The following is a 22,398-nucleotide window of genomic DNA, read 5'->3' as shown; positions in this document are numbered from 1 at the left end:
GATGGATAAGAAAAGTAGTGAAGGAAAAAGGCTAGCTCAAAATAAAAAGGCTTGGCATGATTATTTTATTGAAGAAACTTATGAAGCAGGATTAGTTCTTGTAGGTACGGAAGTAAAATCAATAAGAGCTGGAAAAGTTAATTTAAAAGAAAGTTATGCACAAATTAAAAATGGTGAGCTATTTATATGTGGAATGCATGTTAGTCCATATGAGCAAGGAAACATATTTAATAAAGATCCATTAAGAGAAAGAAAACTTCTTCTTCATAAATCACAAATTGATATGTTGGCAGGATTTACTTCTCGTGATGGATATACTTTGGTGCCTTTGTCTTTATATTTAAAAAAGGGTAAAGTAAAACTAGCGCTTGGAGTAGCTAAAGGTAAGAAAAATTATGATAAGCGTCAAGCTATTGCAGAAAAAGATGCAAAGAGAAATATTGACAGAGAAATGAAAAGTAGGATGCAGTAACATAAAATTACAGTAGACAAAATCATTCTTATGTAGTAAACTAGGTCTTGCAGTAAACTTTTTAAAATTTAATAAAGATTTTTGTTTACAAAAACTCTATTAAACCTAACATGGGGGCGTATATGGCTTTCGACGGGGATTTGTGGAGCTTTGGAAGCGAGCTGAGGGACCTGGTCCCGCATCAAAAAACTAGGAACAATTATAAACGGAAACGATAATTTAGCGTTAGCAGCTTAGCATAGCTGCTCGTCCTACCCGGGAGGCCCACGGCTTGGGATTAGGGCGTCATGAAGTGGGGAACCGAGCCTAAGAAAGCTTTGACTTAGGAACGGAATTCATGAAGCTACTGAAATCTGAATCCTGTCAGTAGGAGTCAGATAGAGGGAATGTCAAATTACTGACTGCGCTCGGAGATGCCAAAGTGGCACTGTTTTCGGACAGGGGTTCGATTCATAAGAGTCGCCTTATGGAGTGATTCATAAGTGAAAATCTGGCTTTATTGGTGAAACCGTAACGTTAAGACGACGGCAATACCAAGTGGTATGTGAGGAAACTCAACAGCTACTTATCGACTTATAGACTTCTAAGTTATCCTTTAAGATAGTAGGGAGTACTAGGATGGAAGTTCAAAACTATAATATAACTTCTATAAGATGCCAGAGCAGTTTCTTTAATTAGAAAGTGAAAGATATAGTCAGCACTATTGGAAACAATAGAATATGTGTCCCCTCGCCTCCACCATAAAAGAACGATAATATTGATACAATGCAAAACCCTTGATTTCAGGGGTTTTCAGTGTTTTTTGGAGAATTTGTAGTAGGAATTTTTAGGATTTTAAGCTTGGATTTTAGGGATTTTATAATTTGGATGCACACCCTTATGGATTTTGAAATAGGGGTGTGCATTTTTATGGTGGGGTGTGCACTTTTTAGCAGAATTATAAAAGCTTTATTTGATACGGATTTACTTTTTAGGATAATAGATAAGATGACAGTTAATGATGGAGGTAGATTTATCGTTAATCTACTTGACTAGGTAGAGGGAGAGGTTTTAATTGAAAAGAGAATTTATAGAGCTAGTTGGAGTGATGGGGAATCACTTTGACTAGCTTTTTTAGATTAAGAAAATAAAATTGTTGTCGTGATATAAAGCTTCGTGTAATTTTTATCTTAAAAAAAGCGTCCAATATAATTTGCTCAGAAAGTCCTATTATATGGAGATAAAATTAAAATACCATGAAATATATTGATATATGTGTAATTATTGGTAATAAGCATTTACCTATATATTATTCTACAATATTTTTATAGAATTCATATATAAAACAAAGGGGGAATTAAATTGAAAAACATCAAGAACAATTTGGCTATAATCCTTCTCAGTATTTTCTTGTGCAATATTTTACCTGTTACAGTATTGGCACAAAATCTGAATAAAGATTATGTTGAGCCGCAATTTAGTAGCGCTGAAACTAATGCAAGTAAAAAAGATGCTAAAATTATTAAGGAGGTTACTGAAAAGCGAGAAAGAAATGTAAAGCACTTTTTTATGGAAAATAATACATATCAAGCTGTGATTTACCCATATTCGGTTCATTATGATAATAATGGTAAATGGGAAGAAGTTGATAATTCATTAGTTGAGACTACTGATGAGGATAATAATAGTGTGCTTCAAAATAAAAGTAACAGCTATAAAGTAAAATTTGGTAAGACAATTGATTCTAATAAATTAGTTAGTATAAAGAAAGATAAGTACGAAGTATATTGGAATTTAATAAATGATTCTAATGAATCTGAAGCAAATAGCCAAAATGAAATAAATACCAGTGAAACTTCTTCTGATGTAGAGAGTATTACCGAAAATAGTGAAGAAACTACTACAGAAAGTACTACAGAAAGTACTACAGAGAATATTACTGAAAATAATGAAGAAATTAATACTGAGAACACTCCAACTGTTGACCAACAGGTTAGTGAAATAAATGAAACTAGCCAACCTAATACAAATGAGCAGGAAGTATTAAATGAAAGTATTGAACCAAATGCAAATGAAGAGCAACAGACAGAGGATATGACAGAAGGGACTACAGAACCTGAAAATAATTCTGGGATAGAAGAAAATTCAGAGATAGAAGATAATAATTTAGTACAGGAAGAAAAAACTAATAAAGCATCTGATAAAAAAGAAAATCCTAAATTTTATGATAACTTAAATAAAAACAGCCAGATAGAAATTGTTGCAAAAGATTTGGGCAAGCTAAATAATCTAAGTGAAAACGAAAAGAAGAGAGCAGTAACTAAAGCTGAGTCTAATGTTATATTCAAAAATATTTATAATAATATTGATTTAACATACAATGTTGAGCCTGATAAATTTAAAGAAACAATAGTTATTAATGAGAAAACAAGTAATCCTGAATTCAGATTTAATTTATATGCAAAGAACTTAATTGCACAAATCAATGAAGACAAAAGTATATCTTTTTATGATAGTAAAGATAAACAGAATATTATATTCGTGATTGATGCACCATTTATGTATGACTCAAATGGAGAAGAAAGCAAGGATATAGATATCAAATTAGAAGAAAATGAGAAGGGCTATGAGCTAATAATAACTCCAAGCAATGAATGGGTAAACAGTGAAGATAGAGTTTATCCAATATATGTAGACCCTACATTAACAACATCTCTTGATGTTAATGATATATATGATGCGCATGTATCTCAAAATTATGCCGGCACGAATTATCAAACTAGTGCAATTTTAAAGACAGGATATGGATCTACTTCTGGAATAAATAGAAGTTATATGTCCTTTCAACTGCCAACGGAACTAACAACTGCTGATTTAATTACAGATGCAGAGCTGGTATTATGGTTAAATAATGATGCGTCTACTACAAGGCAAGTAGATTTGCATAGAGTAACAGGAAGCTGGAGTTCATCCACAATAACATGGAATAATAAAGCAGCTTATGATTCAAAAATTGAAGATTATCAACTTGTAAATGGAACTGCAGGACAATATTTTTCCTGGGATGTTACAGCCATGGTTAAAGAATGGCATTCAACTGGAACCAATTATGGTTATATGCTAAAAAACCATGACGAATCAACAGGTTATACTGAATATAGATCCTCAGATACTACAATACCAGAAGCAAGACCGCAAATTGTAATAAGTTATGTAAACAATTCAGGACTTGAAGATTATTGGACATACCATTCCCAAACTGTAGGGAGAGCAGGTACAGGATTTGTAAATGATTATAATGGTAATTTAATATTTACTCATAATGATTTATCCATGAATGGAAATTTAATGCCTGTAGCTATAAACCATGTATTTAACAGCAACGATAGGGACACAGATATAAAATATGGTCTTGGGTGGAGATTAAATTTAAGTCAAACCATAAAATGGGAAATGATAGAAGGGGTAGAATATTACGTTTATACGGATGAAGATGGCACTAAACATTATTTAAAACGTAATGAAGCAGAGAATAATTATGAAGATGAATCCGGATTAAATATATCACTGACTTATCATTCAGAAAGTACCAATGAGAGATATAGAATAAAAGACAAAGGTGATAATGAAATCACTTTTACAAGTGCTGCACAACTTTATAGAATATATGATAATAATGGAAACTACATTCAACTCAATTACACTAGTGGAGCCTTAACATCAGTAGTAGATGGTGCAGGTAGAACAACCACTTTAACAAGAAATGGGGATGGCTCCCTTAAAGAAATAGTAGATCCAAGTAATAGAAAGACAACCTTCGGTTATACAAGCTCTAAATTGACATCAATAACTTATCCAGACACTAAAGTTACTAATTTCTACTATGACTCAAATAATAATTTAACAGAAACTAAAAATTATGATGGGTACAGAATGACCTACTCATATTATACAGTAAAGCCATATCGTGTAAAAAAAATAGCCGAAAGCAATATAGATGGGACTCTTGGCCAAGAATTAAACATTGATTATGGATATAATACTACAGTGTTTACTGACTATACTGGAGAAAAAAATATTTATCAATTTAATGATGCAGGTAATACTATTTCTATTAGGGATGATGCAGGAAATGCTCAATACTACAAATATGATAATACTGGGTTTAATAACAACAAATTAAGCAATCAATCAAAATTACAAAGATCAGTAATGAATTATGTAAAGAACCATAATGTTGAAGCAGCCGGGGATTGGACTGTGGGTTATTGGACAGGATCTACTGGTTCAGGAGCAATTAGTACTACCCATAGTTATTCAGGAAAACAATCTTTAATGATAAATAAGACGAATACATCTAGTAGACATTTTTATCAGCAAATAATGTACCCTGACAAAGGGAAAACTTATACTCTATCTGCTTATGTGGAAACTGAGAACATCTCCAGTGGAAAAGGTGCTGCTTTATTTGTAAATTATCAAGATAGCACAGGAGCATGGAAAACCATAGAATCTAACTATATAAGTGGAACAAATGACTGGCAAAGGCTTCAAGTTACATTTGACTTACCAGCAGATGCTCTTACTGGTGCAGTATATGCAAGATTAGGGGTAATAGAAGAAACAGGTATAGCTTATTTTGATGCTATACAATTAGAAGAAGGTACTGTTGCAAATAGATATAATCTGCTAGAAAACCCAAATTTAATATATGGTACAACAACTCCAACTTTCTGGAACAAAAATGCGGCTACTGATAGTGGAGATACGCTAGTAACTTCTAGTGATTCCACATATCCAACAAAGCTAGATTCTCAAAAGAAAGTTTTTAAAATCAACGGTAACTCAGGATTAAGCAAAAATGTTTATCAAACCTTAAATATGTCAGGTAAAGCAGGTGATGTATTTGTAGTAGCAGGTTGGGCAAAAGGAGATTCTGTAAAACTTAGCGCTGGTAGATACTTTGCTATGGATGTAGGGATTGAAAAAAATGATGGTACATGGCAATGGGAAGTAGTTACATTTAATCAGGATTCAAATGATTGGCAGTATGTAGCAGATAGAATAGTTGCAGATGCAGATTATAAAAGCATAAAATTCTATTGCTTATACTACAAAAATGAAAATACAGCTTATTTTGATGGATTGCAACTATATAAAGAAGAATTTGGACAAAGCTATGTATATGACGCTGATGGAAATTTAACTTCAGTAAGTGATTTAGCTAAAGAAAATAGTACATTTGAATATAATACAAATAATGATTTAGTAAAAGCTACAAATGCATCAGGAAATAATTTTAATTATAATTATGATGATAATCATAATATTTTAGATGCAACATCAGCAGAAAATATAGTTTATTCCTTTACTTATGATAGTAATGGTAACCCGCTTACTTCAAAAATAGGGAATGACACATTATTTATAAAATCTACTGCAACCTATACTGCAAATAAAAACTATATAGACACATTAACTGATTCATCAGGAAACACTGTAGACTATAATTACAATGAAACAAAAGGCACTTTGGATAATGTTGTAGATGCTAAAGGAAATACAACTTCCTATGGTTATGATCCTAACCTAGACCGCCTTGATTCAGTTTCAAAAACAGTGGATGGGCAAGTTATAACAAACAGTTATGGATATAAAAATGATGAACTTGAAACAATAACCCATAACGGATTCAATTATAAATTTGAATATGATTCTCTTGGGAACAACACTTATGTAAAAGTAGGAACTCAGAATCTAATCCAAAATATATATGAAGCTAGAACAAGTAAATTTCTAAAATCAATCTATGGTAACGGGGATTATAAAGAACCTGTTTATGATGATGAAGACAGAGTAATTGGAGAAAAATACAATGGCGTAGAAGAATTCAAATACCAATACTACGCAGACGGAAATCTTGGGTATCATGAAGATTTAGTCAATGGAATTAATTATAAATACATCTATGACTTATCAGGAAGGCTTGGAAAAGTAGTTGAATCTGATGGAAATAGTGTGAAATATGATTATGACATTGAGGACAATATTAGTAATATAGCAGAAAATATTAATGGAGCTTCATATTCAACAACATATCTTTATGATAAAGATAGTAAATTAAAGAATATCGCTTATGCAGGAAATAACCTTGGCTTTAACTATGATATACTTGGAAGGCTTACCTCAAAAACAATCAATACAGGAACAGCGATCTTTGTTACAGGTTATGCATATGAAGCAGGAACAGTGGCAAACTCAACGACTACAAGAGTGAGTACTATAACAAACAATGGTAATGGAATCACTTATACGTATGATGCCAATGGCAATATTGAAACCATTACCGAAAATAGTAAGGAAATTAAATATACTTACAATGAACTAAATGAATTAAAAAGAGAAGATAATCAAGTTCTCAATAAAACAATAGTTTACACTTATGACGTAGGTGGAAATCTAACAAGCAAAAAAGAATATCCTTATACAACAGGAACACCAGGAACGGCAACTAAAACCTACAGCTATACCTATGGTGAGGCTAACTGGAAAGATAAACTAACAAACTTTGATGGAAATGCTATAACTTATGATGCAATAGGAAATCCATTAACTTATGATAACTGGGTATTTGATTGGGAGCATGGAAGACAACTAAAATCCATGAATGGGAATGGTTATACAATTTCTTATAAATATAATAATGAAGGTATCAGAACAGAAAAAACAATTAATGGAGTTACAACAAAATATCATCTTCAAGGAGATAAAGTAACTTTTGAGTCAAATGGAACGGATTCAATTTATTACACCTACGATTCTGGAGATAACCTTGTATCAATGAATCTTAATGGTGTAGAATATTACTATATTAGAAATACTCAAAGAGATATCATTGGACTATTTGATAAGAACGGAGCAACTGTAGTACAATATACTTACGATTCCTGGGGAAAATTAGTTTCCACTACTGGAAGTTTGGCGAGTACTGTTGGAGCTAAGAATCCTTATAGGTATAGAGGATATCGTTATGATACAGAGACTGCTTTGTATTATTTACAGTCAAGGTACTATAATCCTTCTTGGGGTAGGTTTATTAATGCGGATGCGATAGCTGGAAATATAGGTATATTATTGTCGCATAATGTTTTTGCATATTGCGTTAATGCTCCAGTTAATCAGTCTGATGAAGGCGGATTTATAGCTCCTGCTATAGTATACGCAGCATATATATATGCAACGGCTGTTGCAGCATCACCAGATACACAACTAGATTTACAGCTTGTATCTATGGATTTAGCAAAAGGAGACTATATATCAGCTGCACTAGACTTAATAGGAATTCTTATACCTGGAGGAACTGGATTTGGACAATTGTCAAAACCAGGACAAAAATTAATTGGAAAGCTACTAAGGGGAGTATTTAAGCCTTTACAAATGCACCATTTTGCTACAAATAAAAATAAATTATTCACACCACAGTTTAAAAAAATTGTAGGTAAGTATGGCTTAAATTTAAATGGAGATTGGAATAAAGCATTGATGCCTCATCAGGGAAGACATACTAATGCGTATCATAATTATATTCTCAAAGAAATTAAAAGAATTCATTCAATTGCAAAAGGAGATAAAACTAAATTTTTAAAATTATTTAATAGGTTAAAACAGGATGTTATAAATGATCCAAATATTTTATATAAAAAGTAAGAAATTGGAGGGAAATAATTTATGAAATATTACGAGATACTTTTTGACTATGAAAATCATGAGGATATCATTATTTGTAGTTCTAATGAATTATATGGTTTTGAGCAGTATGATGTTGAAAGTGGAATTCGTATTGAAAAATGGGATGATAGAATTACTTTTACATATGATCCTAATGAAGGGAACAGAGCAACTGATTTTCTATGCAATGATTTAGATTGGTTTCTTGTTTCGAATAGATTTCGGAATATTATGGAGAGTAATAATATTGAGGGAATTCAATATTTGAATATTACTGTAGAAAATCAATTAAATCAAAAGAAATTAAAAGGGTATTCTGTTTTAAATATATGTAACTTATTAGATGCATTGGATTTGGAACATTCCATATATGATGAGTTTGAGATTGATGAGAATGAAAAAGTTATTTTCGTAAAACAACGTACTTTAAAATCAGAGGTAATTAAAGGTAATGACATATTTAAGTTAAAAGGAGATAATTTTGTTAATTTTGTTTCTGAAAAAGTAAAGAATCTTATAGAGAATAATGGATTAACAGGGTTCGATTTTTCAGAAGTTAAGATAATTTAAGATTAACTTTGGTTATTAAATGAATTAAAAACTACTTGAATTATATATTTGAAATTAGTAATAAATAGGAGGTCGAAAATGATTATTACCAAGGAACATGCAAATGATTTTAAAATATTTTCTGATTGGTTAAATAGCATTTTAGGACAGAAATTAGCCAGCGGAATCATTGCTTTTAATTTTAATTTGTATGAAGGAGAAGAAGAAACTTACGATATTCAGTTAATTGGTTCTGATGATTTTGATGAAAACGATGCTGATTGGGCTTGTACAGATTATTTTACAACTGGTGAAGATATCTGTTATATCAAAAGGACTAAAGATATTGAGTCTTGGGAAAAGGGATTGGAGTATATCACTAGTATGGTAATAAGATATCTTAATGAAGGCAAATATGCAAATATCCTTAAAGAGGTATTTGCAATTGGAATTGGATTTGTTGATGGAGGTATTGATATTATTTATCATACATGATGAATAAGTATTAATGGCATAATTAAATAGTACTAAAATGACATTTTGATACTTCTAAGTTGTGCGATACTTTCCGAAATATGTAATGATTTGAGAGGTTGGACTCAGTTAAAAAACAAGAGTTGCAAATAGATTAAAACCTAATTTATTTGCAGTCTTTTTTATATCTTTATAATGGATGGACATTTGATTGGGAGCATGGAAGACAATTAAAATCCATGAATGGAAATGGTTATACAATTTCTTATAAATATAATAATGAAGGCATCAGAACAGAAAAAACAGTTAATGGAGTTACAACAAAATATTATCTTGAAGGAGATAAAGTAACTTTTGAGACAAATGGAACAGATTCAATTCACTATACTTATGATAGTAATGGTAGATTAGTGAGCATGGACCTCAATGGAACAGAATACTATTACATCAGAAATGCTCAAGGAGATATTATTGGGTTATTTGATAAGAATGGGACAACTGTAGTACAATATACTTATGATAGTTGGGGTAAATTAATTTCAACTACTGGAAGTTTGGCTAGTACTGTTGGAGCTAAGAATCCTTATAGGTATAGAGGATATCGTTATGATTCTGAGACAGGTTTATACTATCTTCAATCTAGGTATTATAATCCAGAGTTTTGTCGCATGTTGAATGCGGATGCATTAGCAGGAAATGTTGGAGATTTATTATCTCATAATATATTTATGTATTCTAAAAATAATCCCGTTAATATGAGTGATCCTTCGGGGTTTAGAGAAATGATTAGTGCTACAGTTGCTGAAGAGACCCAAGAAATGAGAGAAGTTTCTTGTGAATTAATGAATCCTGCTATAGCAAGAAATAAAGAGCAGAAAGCATTGAAGAAAAATGTTAAAGTAAATACTGCAGTAGGTACTGGGAATGTAATTGCGGGTTTAGTAAAGGAGTTAAAATATCATAAAATAGAAACATTACCATCAGTGAAATATTATTTAAATAATAAAATGCCGATTAAGGAAGTTTTTAGAAAGTGGGGCAGCAGAGCAGGTTATATTGGTATCGGTTATGGAATATATGATGTGGGTGAAGATCTTGTACAAGGAAAGATAGTGGGGGCATTAATTGATGCTGCTTCTTTTGGAGCATCTGCAGCGGCTGGTTATTATATAGGAGGAATTGGAGCATCTGTTGTTATTGCAACAGGAGCAGTTGGAATAGCAGCAATAGGAATTTCAGGATTAGCTGTTGTGGGTGGTATTGTAGTAGGTGTTGGCATAAGTTATGTTGCTGAAGAAACAAAAAAATGGTGGTATAGGAGGAAAAATACTTGAAGAATTTGAAAAATATAGGCATATTATCAACTATTGTAGGAATGATATTATATAATGTAATGGGTAATTATTTTGGCGTCAGTGGTCAAAAATTAGTAATGTATGTAGGGATGTCAATATGTTTATTGATTCTGCTAGGTTTAGTCTTAATGAAAGAATTTGTAGCAGCATTTTTTAGTTTAATAATTATTTTACCAGTAGTTGTGATGGCTACGGGGATGTACCTTGATAATGCATTGGTAGTTGGTGTTGGAATAATTTTATTATTCATACTGATAGCGGTAGGATATAAAATTTTGCCTAACTTTTCAAATGGTAAAAGATAGAATATAAACAATATATTTATATGAAATGTAAGCCTAGCAGAAACTTGTTTTTTCTACTGGGCTTACTAATATACAAAACAGTCAAGTATATTTTCAAAACATAAAAAATCAGATACTTTTATAGAAGTAAAAATAAATTTAATAGATTGGAGTTACTAATGTGGTTTATAATAATGGAATGAGTTACCATTATTATAAACCATACCTTACATAAAATATGCGACAAGTTGCACCGTACTATAATCCGGAGTGGGGTAGGTTTGTTAATTCTGATGGATTGATTGGTAATACAGGTGAGTTGTTATCACATAATGTTTACGCATATTGTGTGAATAATGCAATAAATAATATTGACTCTGATGGCGAGATGACAATGGCTTTGGCCAGTGCTTATGCTATTGGCGGTTCAAATGCATGGAATCCAATGGGTGTCTTGATACTTGGCGTTGCTACTGTCGCTACTATAGCAGTTCTTGTCCCGTGGGATAAAGTCGGCCGTAGTATATCAGGTGGATGGTCTTGGATAGCTAAGCAAGCAAGAACCGTGGCAAAAAGAGTATCGGATAGCTTCGCAAGGGCTGTACCAAGAAAATATCGTTCGCCAAAGGAGGTACATCATTTAGTTGCTCAGGGAAGAACTAACTAAAGGGCAAGGCAGGCGCAAATTATTTTAGATCGTGTAGGGATTAAATTAAATAGTTTGGCGAATTTGGTTGCGATTAAGACTAGCCTACACAGAAGATTGCATACAAGTGACTACTATGGTTATGCAAATAGCATGGTTATAAGTGCATTTAATAGAGGGAAAACAGTAGTAGAAAGAAGAACCAATGTTTATGCTGCTCTTGCATTATTAAGAGCTTTTGTTAAGACCTTAGATGCTGCTGCCCCATGGTAAAAATTAAGGAGGATTTATGGAGAGTTTTAACTATATAAAAAAGTTCAAAAAATCAAATTATCTTCAATTTTCACCACATGAGGAATTTATCGTAAGTGTATCAGGTAATCAAATCGTTGTTGTAGATGTGAAAGAACTAAGTGAAGTTCATAGTTTTAAAGAAATCAAGCAACCAGGTAAGATAGCTTTTGCATTTAATAATGAGAAATTATTTGCATCAGAAAGTACTATTAAAAAACTTGGAGTTTTTAACATAGAAAGTGAATTTTCATCTATAATTCATAAAGTTACAAATTCTAGTGATTATCAAAACTATAATATCTATTTTACACCTGATAATAGAAAAATTGTTTTGGGAATATACAATTGTTACAATAATACGATATCAACTCTTGATTTAGAAACTTCCGAAGTAAAAGATTTAAAGCTATTAAAAAATAGTTTCGTAAATAAAATTGAATATTGCAATAGCGACAATTCTTACTTATTTTCTATTTTTGAGAGGGACATGCAGGTAATAAATGGAAACAAATACTCTACATCATATATTCTTAAGTGGAAATATCCATTTGAATTGAATGAGCCAATGGAAATAAGGACTGAAATATTATTGGAGTGGTGGGATATAAGCTATAATGCTGTCTCAAAAAAGTATGCTTTATATGATTTGGATAACCAGCACTTAATATTGACAAATGAAAATATGAGTAAAGAGATATCAAGGTACATCTTAGATGATAAAAGGTCGGGATATTTTAGTAATTTCAATTGGTCACATGACGGAGAATATATAGTTATAACTTACTTGAACTCAGTTAAAATAATTAGAGTTAGGGATGCAAAGTGTATTAAAGAATTCAAAGTAGCTAGTGGATTATATTCTGAGTTTTCAAAAGATAGTAAATTATTACTTATAGGAACTGCTAAAAATGGTTATATAGTTGATATTAGTACGTTTTTAATGTAGTTAGCAAGTCAGAACTTGTCCGCTCCACAAGCAAGCTCGTCAGCAAAGATTTCTCACTATAAGAACCGGTCCTGGTAAATAAAATGCTAATTTTAATCTTTTAGTGAATAAATATCTAATAATGGATTTTTACTTGGTGATTTGACTTTATAAATTTTATACCTAGTTATATCAAGAAGAAGTAATATTTATTAAAAGCCTAAGACTGTAAATAGATTTGAAAATCGAATTTATTTGCAGTCTTTTTTATATCTAATAATAAAGAATTATCTGTAAGCGTCAAAAATTAAGTACCTAGATATAATGTGCTCTCATTGATAAAATCATCTCATAAGATTATTGATGGGAGGATAAACTATGGCTAGAAAATTAGATAATGCAACCTGGGAGGAATATATAAATAAATTTGATTCCCTTCAAGGCTCAAAAACAGTAAAAGATTTTTGTATTGAAAATGAGCTTACAAAAAGTCAGTTTTACTATCATAAAAATTTTATAATTTAAATAGAAAATGAAGGAGTTGGAAAGTTGTGAAGTATATAAAACCTAAAATAGCAAAGAAAAAAGTTACTTGGAATATATCAGAAAAAACAATGACTATACTTACATACTATTCTAAATATTCTAAATATAAGGAAGAAGAAGTTGTAGATATGTTCTTAGAAAATTTATTGACTGATCATGGTTTTGTTTACTGGATTAATAAACAAAGGAATAAGAAAAAGATTGAGGCAATTCTTCGAGATTGTGAATTAGTAAATGGATTAGAAGGTTTAAACCAAAATGCTGAGACTTAAGAACATATATTTTATCCATTGAGCTGTAATTTGGTGTTTTTGAGCTCTCCCCAAAATCTCTGAAGAATGAATATTTTACTCGGCTCAATGTAAAGTTTTTACTGCAAAGTATATAGATAAATGATAAGATATAAATAAATTTATATGAGTAATTGGTTTCCGATGTTAAAGAATTTCTTGGTGGGATTTTACTAATATAAAAATATTTCATGAGCAAGTGGAGGACATTATGGGAGAAATTATAATAGAAAAAATTAATGCTAATGATGTAGCAATAGATTATAAAGAAGAATATAGGGGTCAATTTCATTATTCACCTTTAAAAAATTGGATGAATGATCCTAATGGATTAATTTATTATTTAGGTGAATATCATATGTTTTATCAATACTATCCACATGATACGGTTTGGGGTCCTATGCATTGGGGGCATGCGGTTAGTAAAGATTTAATTCGTTGGGAAGAATTACCTATAGCACTTGCCCCAGATAAAAATGGAATGATATTTTCAGGAAGTGCCGTTTGGGATAAAGATAATACATCAGGACTATTTGATGATGTTGGAGAAGGGATTGTTGCAATTTTTACACATGCAGACAATAAAGTTGTTCCAGGTATGGATCAAGCTCAAAGTATTGCTTATAGTAAAGATAAGGGTAGAACATGGACAATGTATGAAAATAACCCAGTTTTACTTCCAACCAATACAACGGATTTTAGAGATCCAAAAGTTTTCTGGCATGAAGAAACATGCAAATGGATTATGCCCTTAGCAGTTCAAGATAGAGTTGAGATTTATACATCACCAAACTTAATAAATTGGACATTTGCAAGTTCTTTTGGAGCTGAAGAAAAGTATATACACAGAGGTGTATTTGAATGTCCAGATTTAGTTCAAGTACCAGTTAAAGGTTATGAAGAAAAGAAAAAATGGGTATTAATGTTGAGTGTTGGAGATAACAATGGAGTAAATAAAAAAGATTACGAAACGCCTGCTGGTGGTTCAGGTATGTTATATTTTATTGGAGATTTTGATGGTATAACTTTTACAAAGGATGATAAAGCAATGAATAAAGAAGAGATTCTTTGGGTTGATTATGGTGCGGATTTTTATGCCGCGGTTACTTGGAGTAATGTTAAAGTTGAAGAAAAACCTATCTGGATTGCTTGGATGAGTAACTGGAGATATGCTAGAGAAACTCCTACTACTAATTGGAAAAGTTCCATGAGCATACCTAGAACTATAGAACTCATTAATACGAAAAAAGGATTAAGGTTATCACAACAGCCTATACAGCAATTAAGCACTTTAAAAGAATCTATCTTTAAGGGTGAGGATATTGAAATTGAAGCAGGTACAGATATTCTAACAGGGATTCAAGGAGAATCATTGGAAATTGTTGCAAGATTTGAAGTGAAAGATGCAATAGAGTTTGGGTTTAAGGTTTTAAAAACAAAAGAAAGTGAAACTGTGATTGGATATAAATCAAGGGAAAATAAATTATTTTTGGATAGAAGAAATTCAGGAAATACTAGTTTTGATCCAGCTTTCCCAGCAGTTCATGAAGTAGAGTTAATGGAAGAATATAATGAAATTGAATTGAAAATATTTGTAGATGCATCTTTGATTGAAGTATTTGGAAATGACGGTATGTATGTTATTTCAGATCAAGTATTCCCCAATTGGGGTAAAGAAAAGAGTGTAGAAGTATTCAGCAAAAACGGAAGTGTAAAATTAAGATCCTTAGAAATCTTTAGAATGAATTCCAGTTGGAACCAATAAAGAGTTGTAAGCCAAGTAATTGATAAAATTTAATTTTAAGTAATAAAACAAATCATGTTTGGAGGTAGTATTATGTTATTTGCAGCAATTGAAGCAGGGGGCACAAAATTTGTTTGTGCTATTGGAAATGAAAAAGGAGAAGTACTTGAAAAGGAATCTTATCCTACAACTACACCAGAAGAAACTATGGCAAAGGTAATAGAGTTTTTTAAAGATAAGGAATTTGTTGCAATGGGAGTAGGGTCCTTTGGACCAATAGATCCAGATAAAAAAAGTCAAACTTATGGTTCTATCACTTCTACACCAAAAGTAGGTTGGTCCAATTATAATATAATTAAAGAGTTGAACAAACATTTTAATGTTCCAAAGGCATTTGATACGGATGTAAATGGAGCGGCATTAGGCGAACTTACTTGGGGAACGGCTAAAGGACTTCAATCGTGCTTATACATAACAGTTGGGACAGGTATAGGTGCAGGAGCGGTGGTAGAAAATAATCTGGTTCACGGATTGCTTCACCCAGAAATGGGACATATATTTGTAAGAAGACATAAAGAGGATACCTATGAAGGAAAATGCCCATTCCACAAAGATTGTTTAGAAGGGTTAGCAGCAGGACCAGCTATTGAAGCTAGATGGGGTGTAAAGGGACATGAAATACCAAGTGATCACCAAGGATGGGATTTTGAAGCTTATTATTTAGCTCAAGCTTTAGTTAATTATATTTTGATCTTATCACCACAAAAAATAATTATGGGTGGAGGAGTTATGCAACAAAAGCATATATTCCCTAAAATAAGAGAGTATGTTGTAGAGCTTTTAAATGGATATGTTCAAAAGAATGAAATATTGAAAAATATTGATGAATATATTGTATATCCAGAACTTGGTCAGTCAGCTGGTACATGTGGTGCTATTGCTCTTGCAATGAAGGCTCTTCAATAGAAAAATACTTTGTTTTTTCTGTAATTCCTTTAATAGTTTGATTTATTCTATAAAATAATATAAAATTATATTAAATTCACCTAAAGGTTGCCTATATTGAAGGTGATATTTAAGAAGTGGTTAAGCATATTAATAACTTGAGAGTTTTATAGAACTAAAATATTAAAGTGAGGTGGAAAGGAGTATGGATTTAATCGGAATTGTACTTACTCTTATTTTTGCGACAATTGTAGTATGTATGCTTATAGACTTTGAAGTTAAACACAAGAAAGACCTTTATTTTATGGGCTTGTTCGTGATTTTAATGATTGTCATTGATTCTTATGTTTGGATAAATTTTGGATATGAAACTTTTATGAAGCTATATACCTTTCTAGCACAGATTCCACTATATATAGCCTTTATTTTTGTATCAAAGTACAAAGGAATAAAGTTAGCATTTGTACATTTGACGGTGATTGCTTTAGTTTCATCAATAGTTTTAATAGCGATTTTGATTTCCAGTTTTTTTGGTTTGAGTTTGGAAATCATGTACGTTATTTCCTTAATACTATATATACCTACTGGTTTTATTACCTACAGGTATTTTAGACCATATATTCTTTATATGTTGCGTAACACAGATAAAGGTTGGTTAGGTTTTTGCGTTCTACCACTAACTTACTCAATACTTACTTATTCCTCTGGTAAGTATAATTTGGGCGATGTGATATCACAAAACACTTTAGTGCCAAGCATACGAGGACTTATATTTACAATTGTATCTTATATTTTGATTTTATGGCTTTTTAAACAAACAAGAGAACAGCTAACTCTACAAAATGAACAAAACTTGCTGCAAATGCAAATAACTGCATCAAAGCAAAACTTGGAAGCATTAAAAGAATCTCAGGAAAAAACTATCATTTACCGACATGATATGAGGCACCATCTTAATCTTATAAATGCTTATCTTGCTGACAACAACAAAGAAGCCGCACAAAAATACATTACAGAGGTTGAAAAAAGTATTGATAGTATTACAGTTGAAACTTATTGCAGTAATTATTCACTTAATTTGATTATGCATTTCTATGTTACAAAAGCAAAGAAAGAGCACATAGAAGTTGAAACTCATATTGAACTTCCAAAGCAATTAGCTATATCAGATATGGATCTTTGCCTTGTGTTTTCAAACGCCATTGAAAATGCTATAAATGCTTTAGTTAATATTGAGAGTACAAATGATAAAATCTTAAAAATTATCTGCAAAACTAAAAAGGATAAGTTATTTATAAAAATAACTAATAGCTTTGAAGGAACAGTCATGTTTGTTGATAAAATACCAATAAATGAGTCCGAAAATCATGGCATTGGTACAAAAAGTATTGCAGCTATAGCAGAAAAATACAATGGGGTATGCTCCTTTACATCAGAAAATGGAATCTTTAAAACAAACATCATCTTATAAATTATTAAGTTTTAACAAATAAAAATAAGCCTCAGCTCTGCTGAGTCTTATTTTTATTTGAAATATACTTTTGATTTTGCTAATAATTTACTTATGTACATTGACCTTATTAATCTTCTTGCTGAAAGGAATAATTTATATATGCCTGCTTTGCCTCTTTAAAAGCATTTCTTGAAATAGGTATAAGATGGTTGTTTGTCATAGTAAAGCCATTCTGTGATAAATTCTTGATATAGTCTAAATTAACAATATATGAACGATGAGGCTTTATAAAACGTTTATCTTTTAATAAAACTACTTCAGCTTTAGAAAGAGTAGCAATGCTTTCTATTACAACTCCGTTTGTTTGATGAAAAAATGTAGTTCTTTTTATAATATCAATATATATTAGCTCATGCATAAATATTTTAAACAAACCCATTTGTGTTTTGACAATGATATATTTTTTTGTTTCGCTATAAATATCATTGATAGCTTTTCCTAAAACAAAAGAGAGTTTGTTCTTTTTAATAGGCTTTAATATATAGTCAAAAGCACTGACAGAATAAGATTCTACTGCAAATTCCGGACTTGAAGTTAAGAATATTATTTTTCTAATGGAATCTTGATTTATTATATCGGCAGCAAGCTCAATGCTGGTTATACCGGGCATGACTACATCCAAAAGAAAAATATCAAAACAATTAAATAAGAATGGAAGTACTTACGAATTTCGTATGGTAGTAAAGAAAGGGCTAGATCAAGACCAAGATACAATAGATTTAATGAAAGAAATTGGGTTAGATTTATCACAAAACGTATTTAATGGCGAAACTGTAGACGTTCATCTTTGTGACGATGCCCTTGAAACATTGAGAGTTGTGGTTTATTAAGATAGAACGATAATAATAAAATAAGGGAAGAAAAAAATTGTATAAATACAAATTTTTCTCCCTTATTATTTATATGTTTAGAAAAGAAAACTTAAAACAAAAACAACCTAAATTTATCTTATAAAGAGAAGATAAATTTAGGTTGTTTAATTTTTAACTAATTTAACTGCTTTTATAATCTAAAAGCTAATTGAATTATGCTTGGTTAGTTGAACCAAATAAATCCATTTTAATTTTAACCATATCTTTTATTGCTTCAAAACCAGGAGCTAATACTTTACGAGGGTCAAATCCTTTTCCTTGTAAGTCTTTTCCAGCTTCGATGTATTTACGAGTAGCTTCTGCAAATACTAATTGTAATTCAGTGTTAACATTTATTTTAGCAACTCCTAAAGAGATAGCTTCTTTGATCATTTCATCTGGAATTCCTGTACCACCGTGTAAAACTAGTGGAGAATTTCCAGTAGCATCTTTGATAGCAGCTAAAGCAGTAAAATCAAGTCCTGCCCAGTTTTCAGGGTATTTTCCGTGAATATTTCCGATACCAGCAGCAAGCATTGTAACGCCTAAATCAGCTATTAATTTACATTCAGCTGCATCAGCGATTTCGCCAGCACCAACAACTCCATCTTCTTCTCCACCAATTGAACCAACTTCTGCTTCTAATGAAATACCTTTAGAAGCTGTTAAAGCTACGAACTCTTTTGTTTTTTCTATATTTTCTTCGATTGAATAGTGAGAACCATCAAACATTACTGAAGAAAATCCAGCTTCGATTGTTTGGAAAACACCTTCATAACTACCATGATCTAAATGTAATGATACTGGAACTGTAATGTTTAATCCTTTAAGTAATCCATTAACCATTCCAACTACAGCATCATATCCACCCATATACTTGCCTGCGCCTTCAGACACACCAAGGATAACTGGTGAATTGTTTTCTTGAGCAGTTAATAAAATTGCCTTAGTCCATTCTAAATTGTTGATATTGAATTGACCCACCGCATACTTACCATCTCTAGCTTTGTTTAACATTTCTTTTGCTGAAACTAACATAAGTAACCTCCATAACCTTAAATTTCAATCAAATCCTGTTGGAAAATAATTGATAAATTTTTTTTACTCCATGCTTATTATAAGCTATAATCATAAAAAAATAAATGGAAATTTTGAATTAGTCAAGTATTTCAAGCTAATTTCTTGTATTTTAAATATAAATACCAAATACTAATAGAATAAGATATAATTATTAATATAAAAAATATATTTACAAAAGAAAAATAGGAGGAATGAAGGTGATACTTACTCTATCAATTAACTTACTTGAAAGACTTGGGCTAATAATAATGTTTGCTTTTTTTATATCTAGAACAAAGTTTTTTAAGAATTATGTGTTAAAAATAAAATATACATTTAAGGAAAATATAATTTTCGCTATACTGTGGGGCTTCATGGGTATATTAATGACAATGCTTGGAACACCAGTCTCAGGAGGGATAGCAAACTCAAGAACAATACCAATTGTGGTATCAGGCTTATTGGGTGGGCCAGTTGTAGGAGCAGTTTCTGGCTTGATTGCGGGGATTCATAGAGCCTTCTTTGCTACAGGAGGGGACCTTACATCAATTTCATGCGGAATTTCTACTTTGCTTGGGGGGATTATAGCAGGGTATGCAAAGGAATATATAGAAAGCAAAGATAAGAAGTGGATTTATGGTATTTTTGTAGGTTTAGTTGTTGAAATATTACAAATGATTATTATATTGATTATTGCAAAACCATATTATGAAGCTTTAAAATTAGTTAAGATAATATTTATTCCAATGACTTTTTTAAATGCATTAGGGATTGGCTTATTTTTTCTTTTTATACAACAAATAATTATGGAAAATGAGAATGCAGCAGCTCTTAAAGCGCAAGTTTCTCTAGAAATAGCCAATCTTACCTTGCCATATTTTAGAACAGGGCTTAATGAACTCACTGCTGAAAAAGCAGCTAATATAATAAAGAATATAACTAAGTATGCAGCAGTATCCATTACAGATACGGAGAAGGTCCTGGCTCACATTGGATTGGGGGCAGATCATCACAAAGCTGGGGGAGACATTTGGACGAATATTACAAGAAAATGTATAGAAACGGGAGAAATAAAATTTGCAGTGAGAAAAAACCAAATTGGATGTGAGAATACTGAATGTTCTTTAAAATCTGTTATTGTTGCTCCGCTTAAAATGAATGATTCAGTAATAGGTGTTTTAAAAATATATAAAAACAAAGAGAATGCTATTTTAAAATCAGATATTGAATTGCTTAAAGGCTTAGGAAATTTATTTTCTACTCAAATTGAATTGGGAAATATAGAAACTCAAAAACAACTTAGAGAACAAGCAGAATTGAAGGCTTTAAGAGCTCAAATAAAACCCCATTTTTTATTCAATTCTTTAAATGCAATAATGTCTATAACTAGAACCAATCCAGAAGAAGCAAGAAGATTATTGCAAGAGTTAAGTATATTTTTGAGAACTAGTTTTAAAAATAGTGATCCCTTTATTCCTATAGAGGAGGAAATTCGTTATATAGAAGCATATCTAAGTATTGAAAAAGCAAGGTTTCCTGATAAATTGTTTATTGAATATGATATTGATCATAATATTAATATGATGATTCCTCCGCTGATTTTCCAACCCTTAGTAGAGAATGCGGTGAAACATGGAATTAGAAATAAAAATGGTAAGGGGTTAGTTAAAATATGTATAAATAAACAGGAAAATCTAATGAAATTTAAGGTTGAAGATGATGGTATAGGTATGGAAAATATAGAAATAATGAATAATAATAGTGCGGATAGAGGAGTAGGACTTATAAATGTAATTTCAAGACTTAAATCAATATATAATGAAGAATTAAAAATCACTACTAATAAAAATGTAGGAACCACAATCACTTTTGAAATTCCAATGAACGGAGGTAGGTTATGATAACAGTAATTTTAGTTGACGATGAAAAGCCATCCCTTGATGAATTAGAATATATAATCTCAAAGTTTGACTATGTGGAGATACTAGGAAAGTATTTAGATTCCCAAGAGGCTTTAGAAAAAATAAAAATTCAGGAGCCGGATTTAGTTTTCTTAGATATAAACATGCCTGTTTTAAGTGGACTAGAGATTGCAGATAAAATCAATAAGCTTAATTTGACTACCTCAGTAATTTTTTCTACAGCTTATGATCAACATGCCCTTAGTGCTTTTGAAAAGAATGCTGTGGATTACATATTGAAGCCTTATGATTGTGACAGAGTACTTCAAGCAATAAGGAAATTCAAAAGAAGATTAGGTGATAAAAATGAAAGAATATCCAATTTAGAAAAAAATCTTAATACAATAAAAAAAATGCCCATATGGAAGGGTGACAAAATAGTATTCGTTAATATTGAAGACATATTATTTTGTAAAGTTGATGAGGGAGAAGTATTTATCAATACTTATACAGATACTTATACTATTAATGAAAGTTTATGTAGTTTAGAGGGCAAGCTACCTAAGGAGGTCTTTTTTAAGACTCATAGAAGCTATATAGTTAATATAAGTAAAATTGAGGAAGTTACCCCATACTTTAACCATACTTTAATGATTAAAGTAACTGGCGCAAAGGAATTGATACCTGTGAGTAGAAGTAATGTAAAAGCCTTTAAAGATTTTCTTAAAATAAGCTGAAAAAAATATATTCAGAATTAAATAGTTATGAAATGCATTTCAAGTTTTAAATAGGGTATTTTAAATTGCAATTTTGGCATTTAAAAGAGAAAACAAACTACTTTTT

Annotated in this window: 20 protein-coding genes, 1 other RNA gene and 1 pseudogene; 20 read left to right on the top strand and 2 right to left on the bottom strand. The window is 31.1% G+C overall.

Annotated elements, in window-relative coordinates; translation table 11 throughout:
• Nucleotide 1: 1 nt before the first annotated feature.
• The 17 genes and pseudogenes from smpB (at nucleotide 2) to BUB83_RS03195 (ending at nucleotide 17,702) form a co-directional block, all read left to right on the top strand.
• On the top strand, nucleotides 2-472 hold the full coding sequence (gene smpB, locus BUB83_RS03260; protein ID WP_073336988.1) for an SsrA-binding protein SmpB: 471 nt from the start codon (nucleotides 2-4) through the stop codon (nucleotides 470-472).
• A gap of 121 nt (nucleotides 473-593) precedes the next feature.
• Nucleotides 594-925, top strand: a transfer-messenger RNA (tmRNA) gene (ssrA, locus tag BUB83_RS03255).
• A 426-nt stretch (nucleotides 926-1,351) separates the two neighbouring features.
• Nucleotides 1,352-1,507: a hypothetical protein gene (locus BUB83_RS03250; RefSeq protein WP_207649323.1), complete on the top strand. Its 156-nt coding sequence runs from the start codon at nucleotides 1,352-1,354 to the stop codon at nucleotides 1,505-1,507.
• A 306-nt stretch (nucleotides 1,508-1,813) separates the two neighbouring features.
• Entirely contained in the window at nucleotides 1,814-8,158 is a 6,345-nt protein-coding gene (locus BUB83_RS03245; protein WP_073336983.1) for a DNRLRE domain-containing protein, read from the top strand.
• Nucleotides 8,159-8,179: 21 nt separating this feature from the next.
• Nucleotides 8,180-8,749, top strand: a complete 570-nt coding sequence (locus tag BUB83_RS03240) for an imm11 family protein (protein WP_073336981.1) — start codon at nucleotides 8,180-8,182, stop codon at nucleotides 8,747-8,749.
• 78 nt (nucleotides 8,750-8,827) lie between these two features.
• Complete coding sequence (locus BUB83_RS03235) at nucleotides 8,828-9,223, top strand: hypothetical protein (protein WP_073336979.1); 396 nt, start codon at nucleotides 8,828-8,830, stop codon at nucleotides 9,221-9,223.
• Between the two features lie 218 nt (nucleotides 9,224-9,441).
• A complete protein-coding gene (locus BUB83_RS03230; RefSeq protein WP_084133378.1) occupies nucleotides 9,442-10,536 on the top strand; it encodes an RHS repeat domain-containing protein in 1,095 nt (364 codons plus the stop codon).
• The gene (locus tag BUB83_RS03225; protein WP_073336977.1) at nucleotides 10,533-10,862 is read left to right on the top strand and encodes a hypothetical protein; all 330 of its coding nucleotides are present in this window, start codon (nucleotides 10,533-10,535) and stop codon (nucleotides 10,860-10,862) included. Before BUB83_RS03230 ends, BUB83_RS03225 begins: the two co-directional genes overlap by 4 nt.
• 217 nt (nucleotides 10,863-11,079) lie before the next feature.
• A pseudogene (locus BUB83_RS22390) lies at nucleotides 11,080-11,214 on the top strand (RHS repeat-associated core domain-containing protein); the annotation flags it as partial.
• Nucleotides 11,215-11,235: 21 nt separating this feature from the next.
• Nucleotides 11,236-11,508, top strand: a complete 273-nt coding sequence (locus tag BUB83_RS22385) for a hypothetical protein (RefSeq protein WP_242950623.1) — start codon at nucleotides 11,236-11,238, stop codon at nucleotides 11,506-11,508.
• A gap of 18 nt (nucleotides 11,509-11,526) precedes the next feature.
• The gene (locus tag BUB83_RS21490) at nucleotides 11,527-11,760 is read left to right on the top strand and encodes an AHH domain-containing protein (RefSeq protein ID WP_143160464.1); all 234 of its coding nucleotides are present in this window, start codon (nucleotides 11,527-11,529) and stop codon (nucleotides 11,758-11,760) included.
• 16 nt (nucleotides 11,761-11,776) lie between these two features.
• Nucleotides 11,777-12,727 carry a YncE family protein gene (locus BUB83_RS03215; RefSeq protein ID WP_073336970.1) on the top strand — a complete coding sequence of 317 codons (951 nt, stop codon included), beginning with the start codon at nucleotides 11,777-11,779 and terminating at the stop codon, nucleotides 12,725-12,727.
• A gap of 357 nt (nucleotides 12,728-13,084) precedes the next feature.
• Nucleotides 13,085-13,231 carry a hypothetical protein gene (locus BUB83_RS21835; RefSeq protein WP_159434041.1) on the top strand — a complete coding sequence of 49 codons (147 nt, stop codon included), beginning with the start codon at nucleotides 13,085-13,087 and terminating at the stop codon, nucleotides 13,229-13,231.
• 26 nt (nucleotides 13,232-13,257) lie between these two features.
• Nucleotides 13,258-13,524: a hypothetical protein gene (locus BUB83_RS03210; RefSeq protein ID WP_073336968.1), complete on the top strand. Its 267-nt coding sequence runs from the start codon at nucleotides 13,258-13,260 to the stop codon at nucleotides 13,522-13,524.
• A 229-nt stretch (nucleotides 13,525-13,753) separates the two neighbouring features.
• Nucleotides 13,754-15,307: a glycoside hydrolase family 32 protein gene (locus tag BUB83_RS03205; protein WP_073336966.1), complete on the top strand. Its 1,554-nt coding sequence runs from the start codon at nucleotides 13,754-13,756 to the stop codon at nucleotides 15,305-15,307.
• A gap of 72 nt (nucleotides 15,308-15,379) precedes the next feature.
• Entirely contained in the window at nucleotides 15,380-16,252 is an 873-nt protein-coding gene (locus BUB83_RS03200; RefSeq protein WP_073336963.1) for an ROK family protein, read from the top strand.
• Nucleotides 16,253-16,436: 184 nt separating this feature from the next.
• Nucleotides 16,437-17,702 carry a sensor histidine kinase gene (locus tag BUB83_RS03195; RefSeq protein WP_073336961.1) on the top strand — a complete coding sequence of 422 codons (1,266 nt, stop codon included), beginning with the start codon at nucleotides 16,437-16,439 and terminating at the stop codon, nucleotides 17,700-17,702.
• Between the two features lie 109 nt (nucleotides 17,703-17,811).
• Here BUB83_RS03195 and BUB83_RS03190 read toward each other — a convergent pair whose 3' ends face one another.
• Complete coding sequence (locus BUB83_RS03190) at nucleotides 17,812-18,354, bottom strand: LytR/AlgR family response regulator transcription factor (RefSeq protein WP_073336959.1); 543 nt, start codon at nucleotides 18,352-18,354, stop codon at nucleotides 17,812-17,814.
• Between BUB83_RS03190 and BUB83_RS03185 the strand changes: the two genes are divergently transcribed.
• Nucleotides 18,335-18,574 (top strand): low molecular weight phosphatase family protein, encoded by a 240-nt coding sequence (locus BUB83_RS03185; protein WP_143160463.1) that lies wholly within the window; start codon nucleotides 18,335-18,337, stop codon nucleotides 18,572-18,574. The genes BUB83_RS03190 and BUB83_RS03185 overlap by 20 nt on opposite strands.
• Before the next feature lie 195 nt (nucleotides 18,575-18,769).
• Here the strand turns inward: BUB83_RS03185 and fba are convergent, their stop codons facing one another.
• Nucleotides 18,770-19,633 (bottom strand): class II fructose-1,6-bisphosphate aldolase, encoded by an 864-nt coding sequence (gene fba, locus BUB83_RS03180; RefSeq protein WP_073336955.1) that lies wholly within the window; start codon nucleotides 19,631-19,633, stop codon nucleotides 18,770-18,772.
• Between the two features lie 239 nt (nucleotides 19,634-19,872).
• Here fba and BUB83_RS03175 point away from each other — a divergent pair, with 239 nt between their 5' ends.
• Together BUB83_RS03175 and BUB83_RS03170 are read left to right on the top strand one after the other, a co-directional pair.
• A complete protein-coding gene (locus BUB83_RS03175) occupies nucleotides 19,873-21,555 on the top strand; it encodes a LytS/YhcK type 5TM receptor domain-containing protein (RefSeq protein ID WP_159434040.1) in 1,683 nt (560 codons plus the stop codon).
• Nucleotides 21,552-22,292 carry a LytR/AlgR family response regulator transcription factor gene (locus BUB83_RS03170; protein WP_073336951.1) on the top strand — a complete coding sequence of 247 codons (741 nt, stop codon included), beginning with the start codon at nucleotides 21,552-21,554 and terminating at the stop codon, nucleotides 22,290-22,292. Before BUB83_RS03175 ends, BUB83_RS03170 begins: the two co-directional genes overlap by 4 nt.
• The last annotated feature ends 106 nt before the right edge of the window (nucleotides 22,293-22,398 follow it).

The organism is Clostridium grantii DSM 8605, from assembly GCF_900129965.1.
Lineage (GTDB): Bacteria > Bacillota > Clostridia > Clostridiales > Clostridiaceae > Clostridium_AF > Clostridium_AF grantii.
The sequence above is the reverse complement of the archived record's forward strand: the minus strand, read 5'-3'. Positions and strand labels throughout refer to the sequence as shown.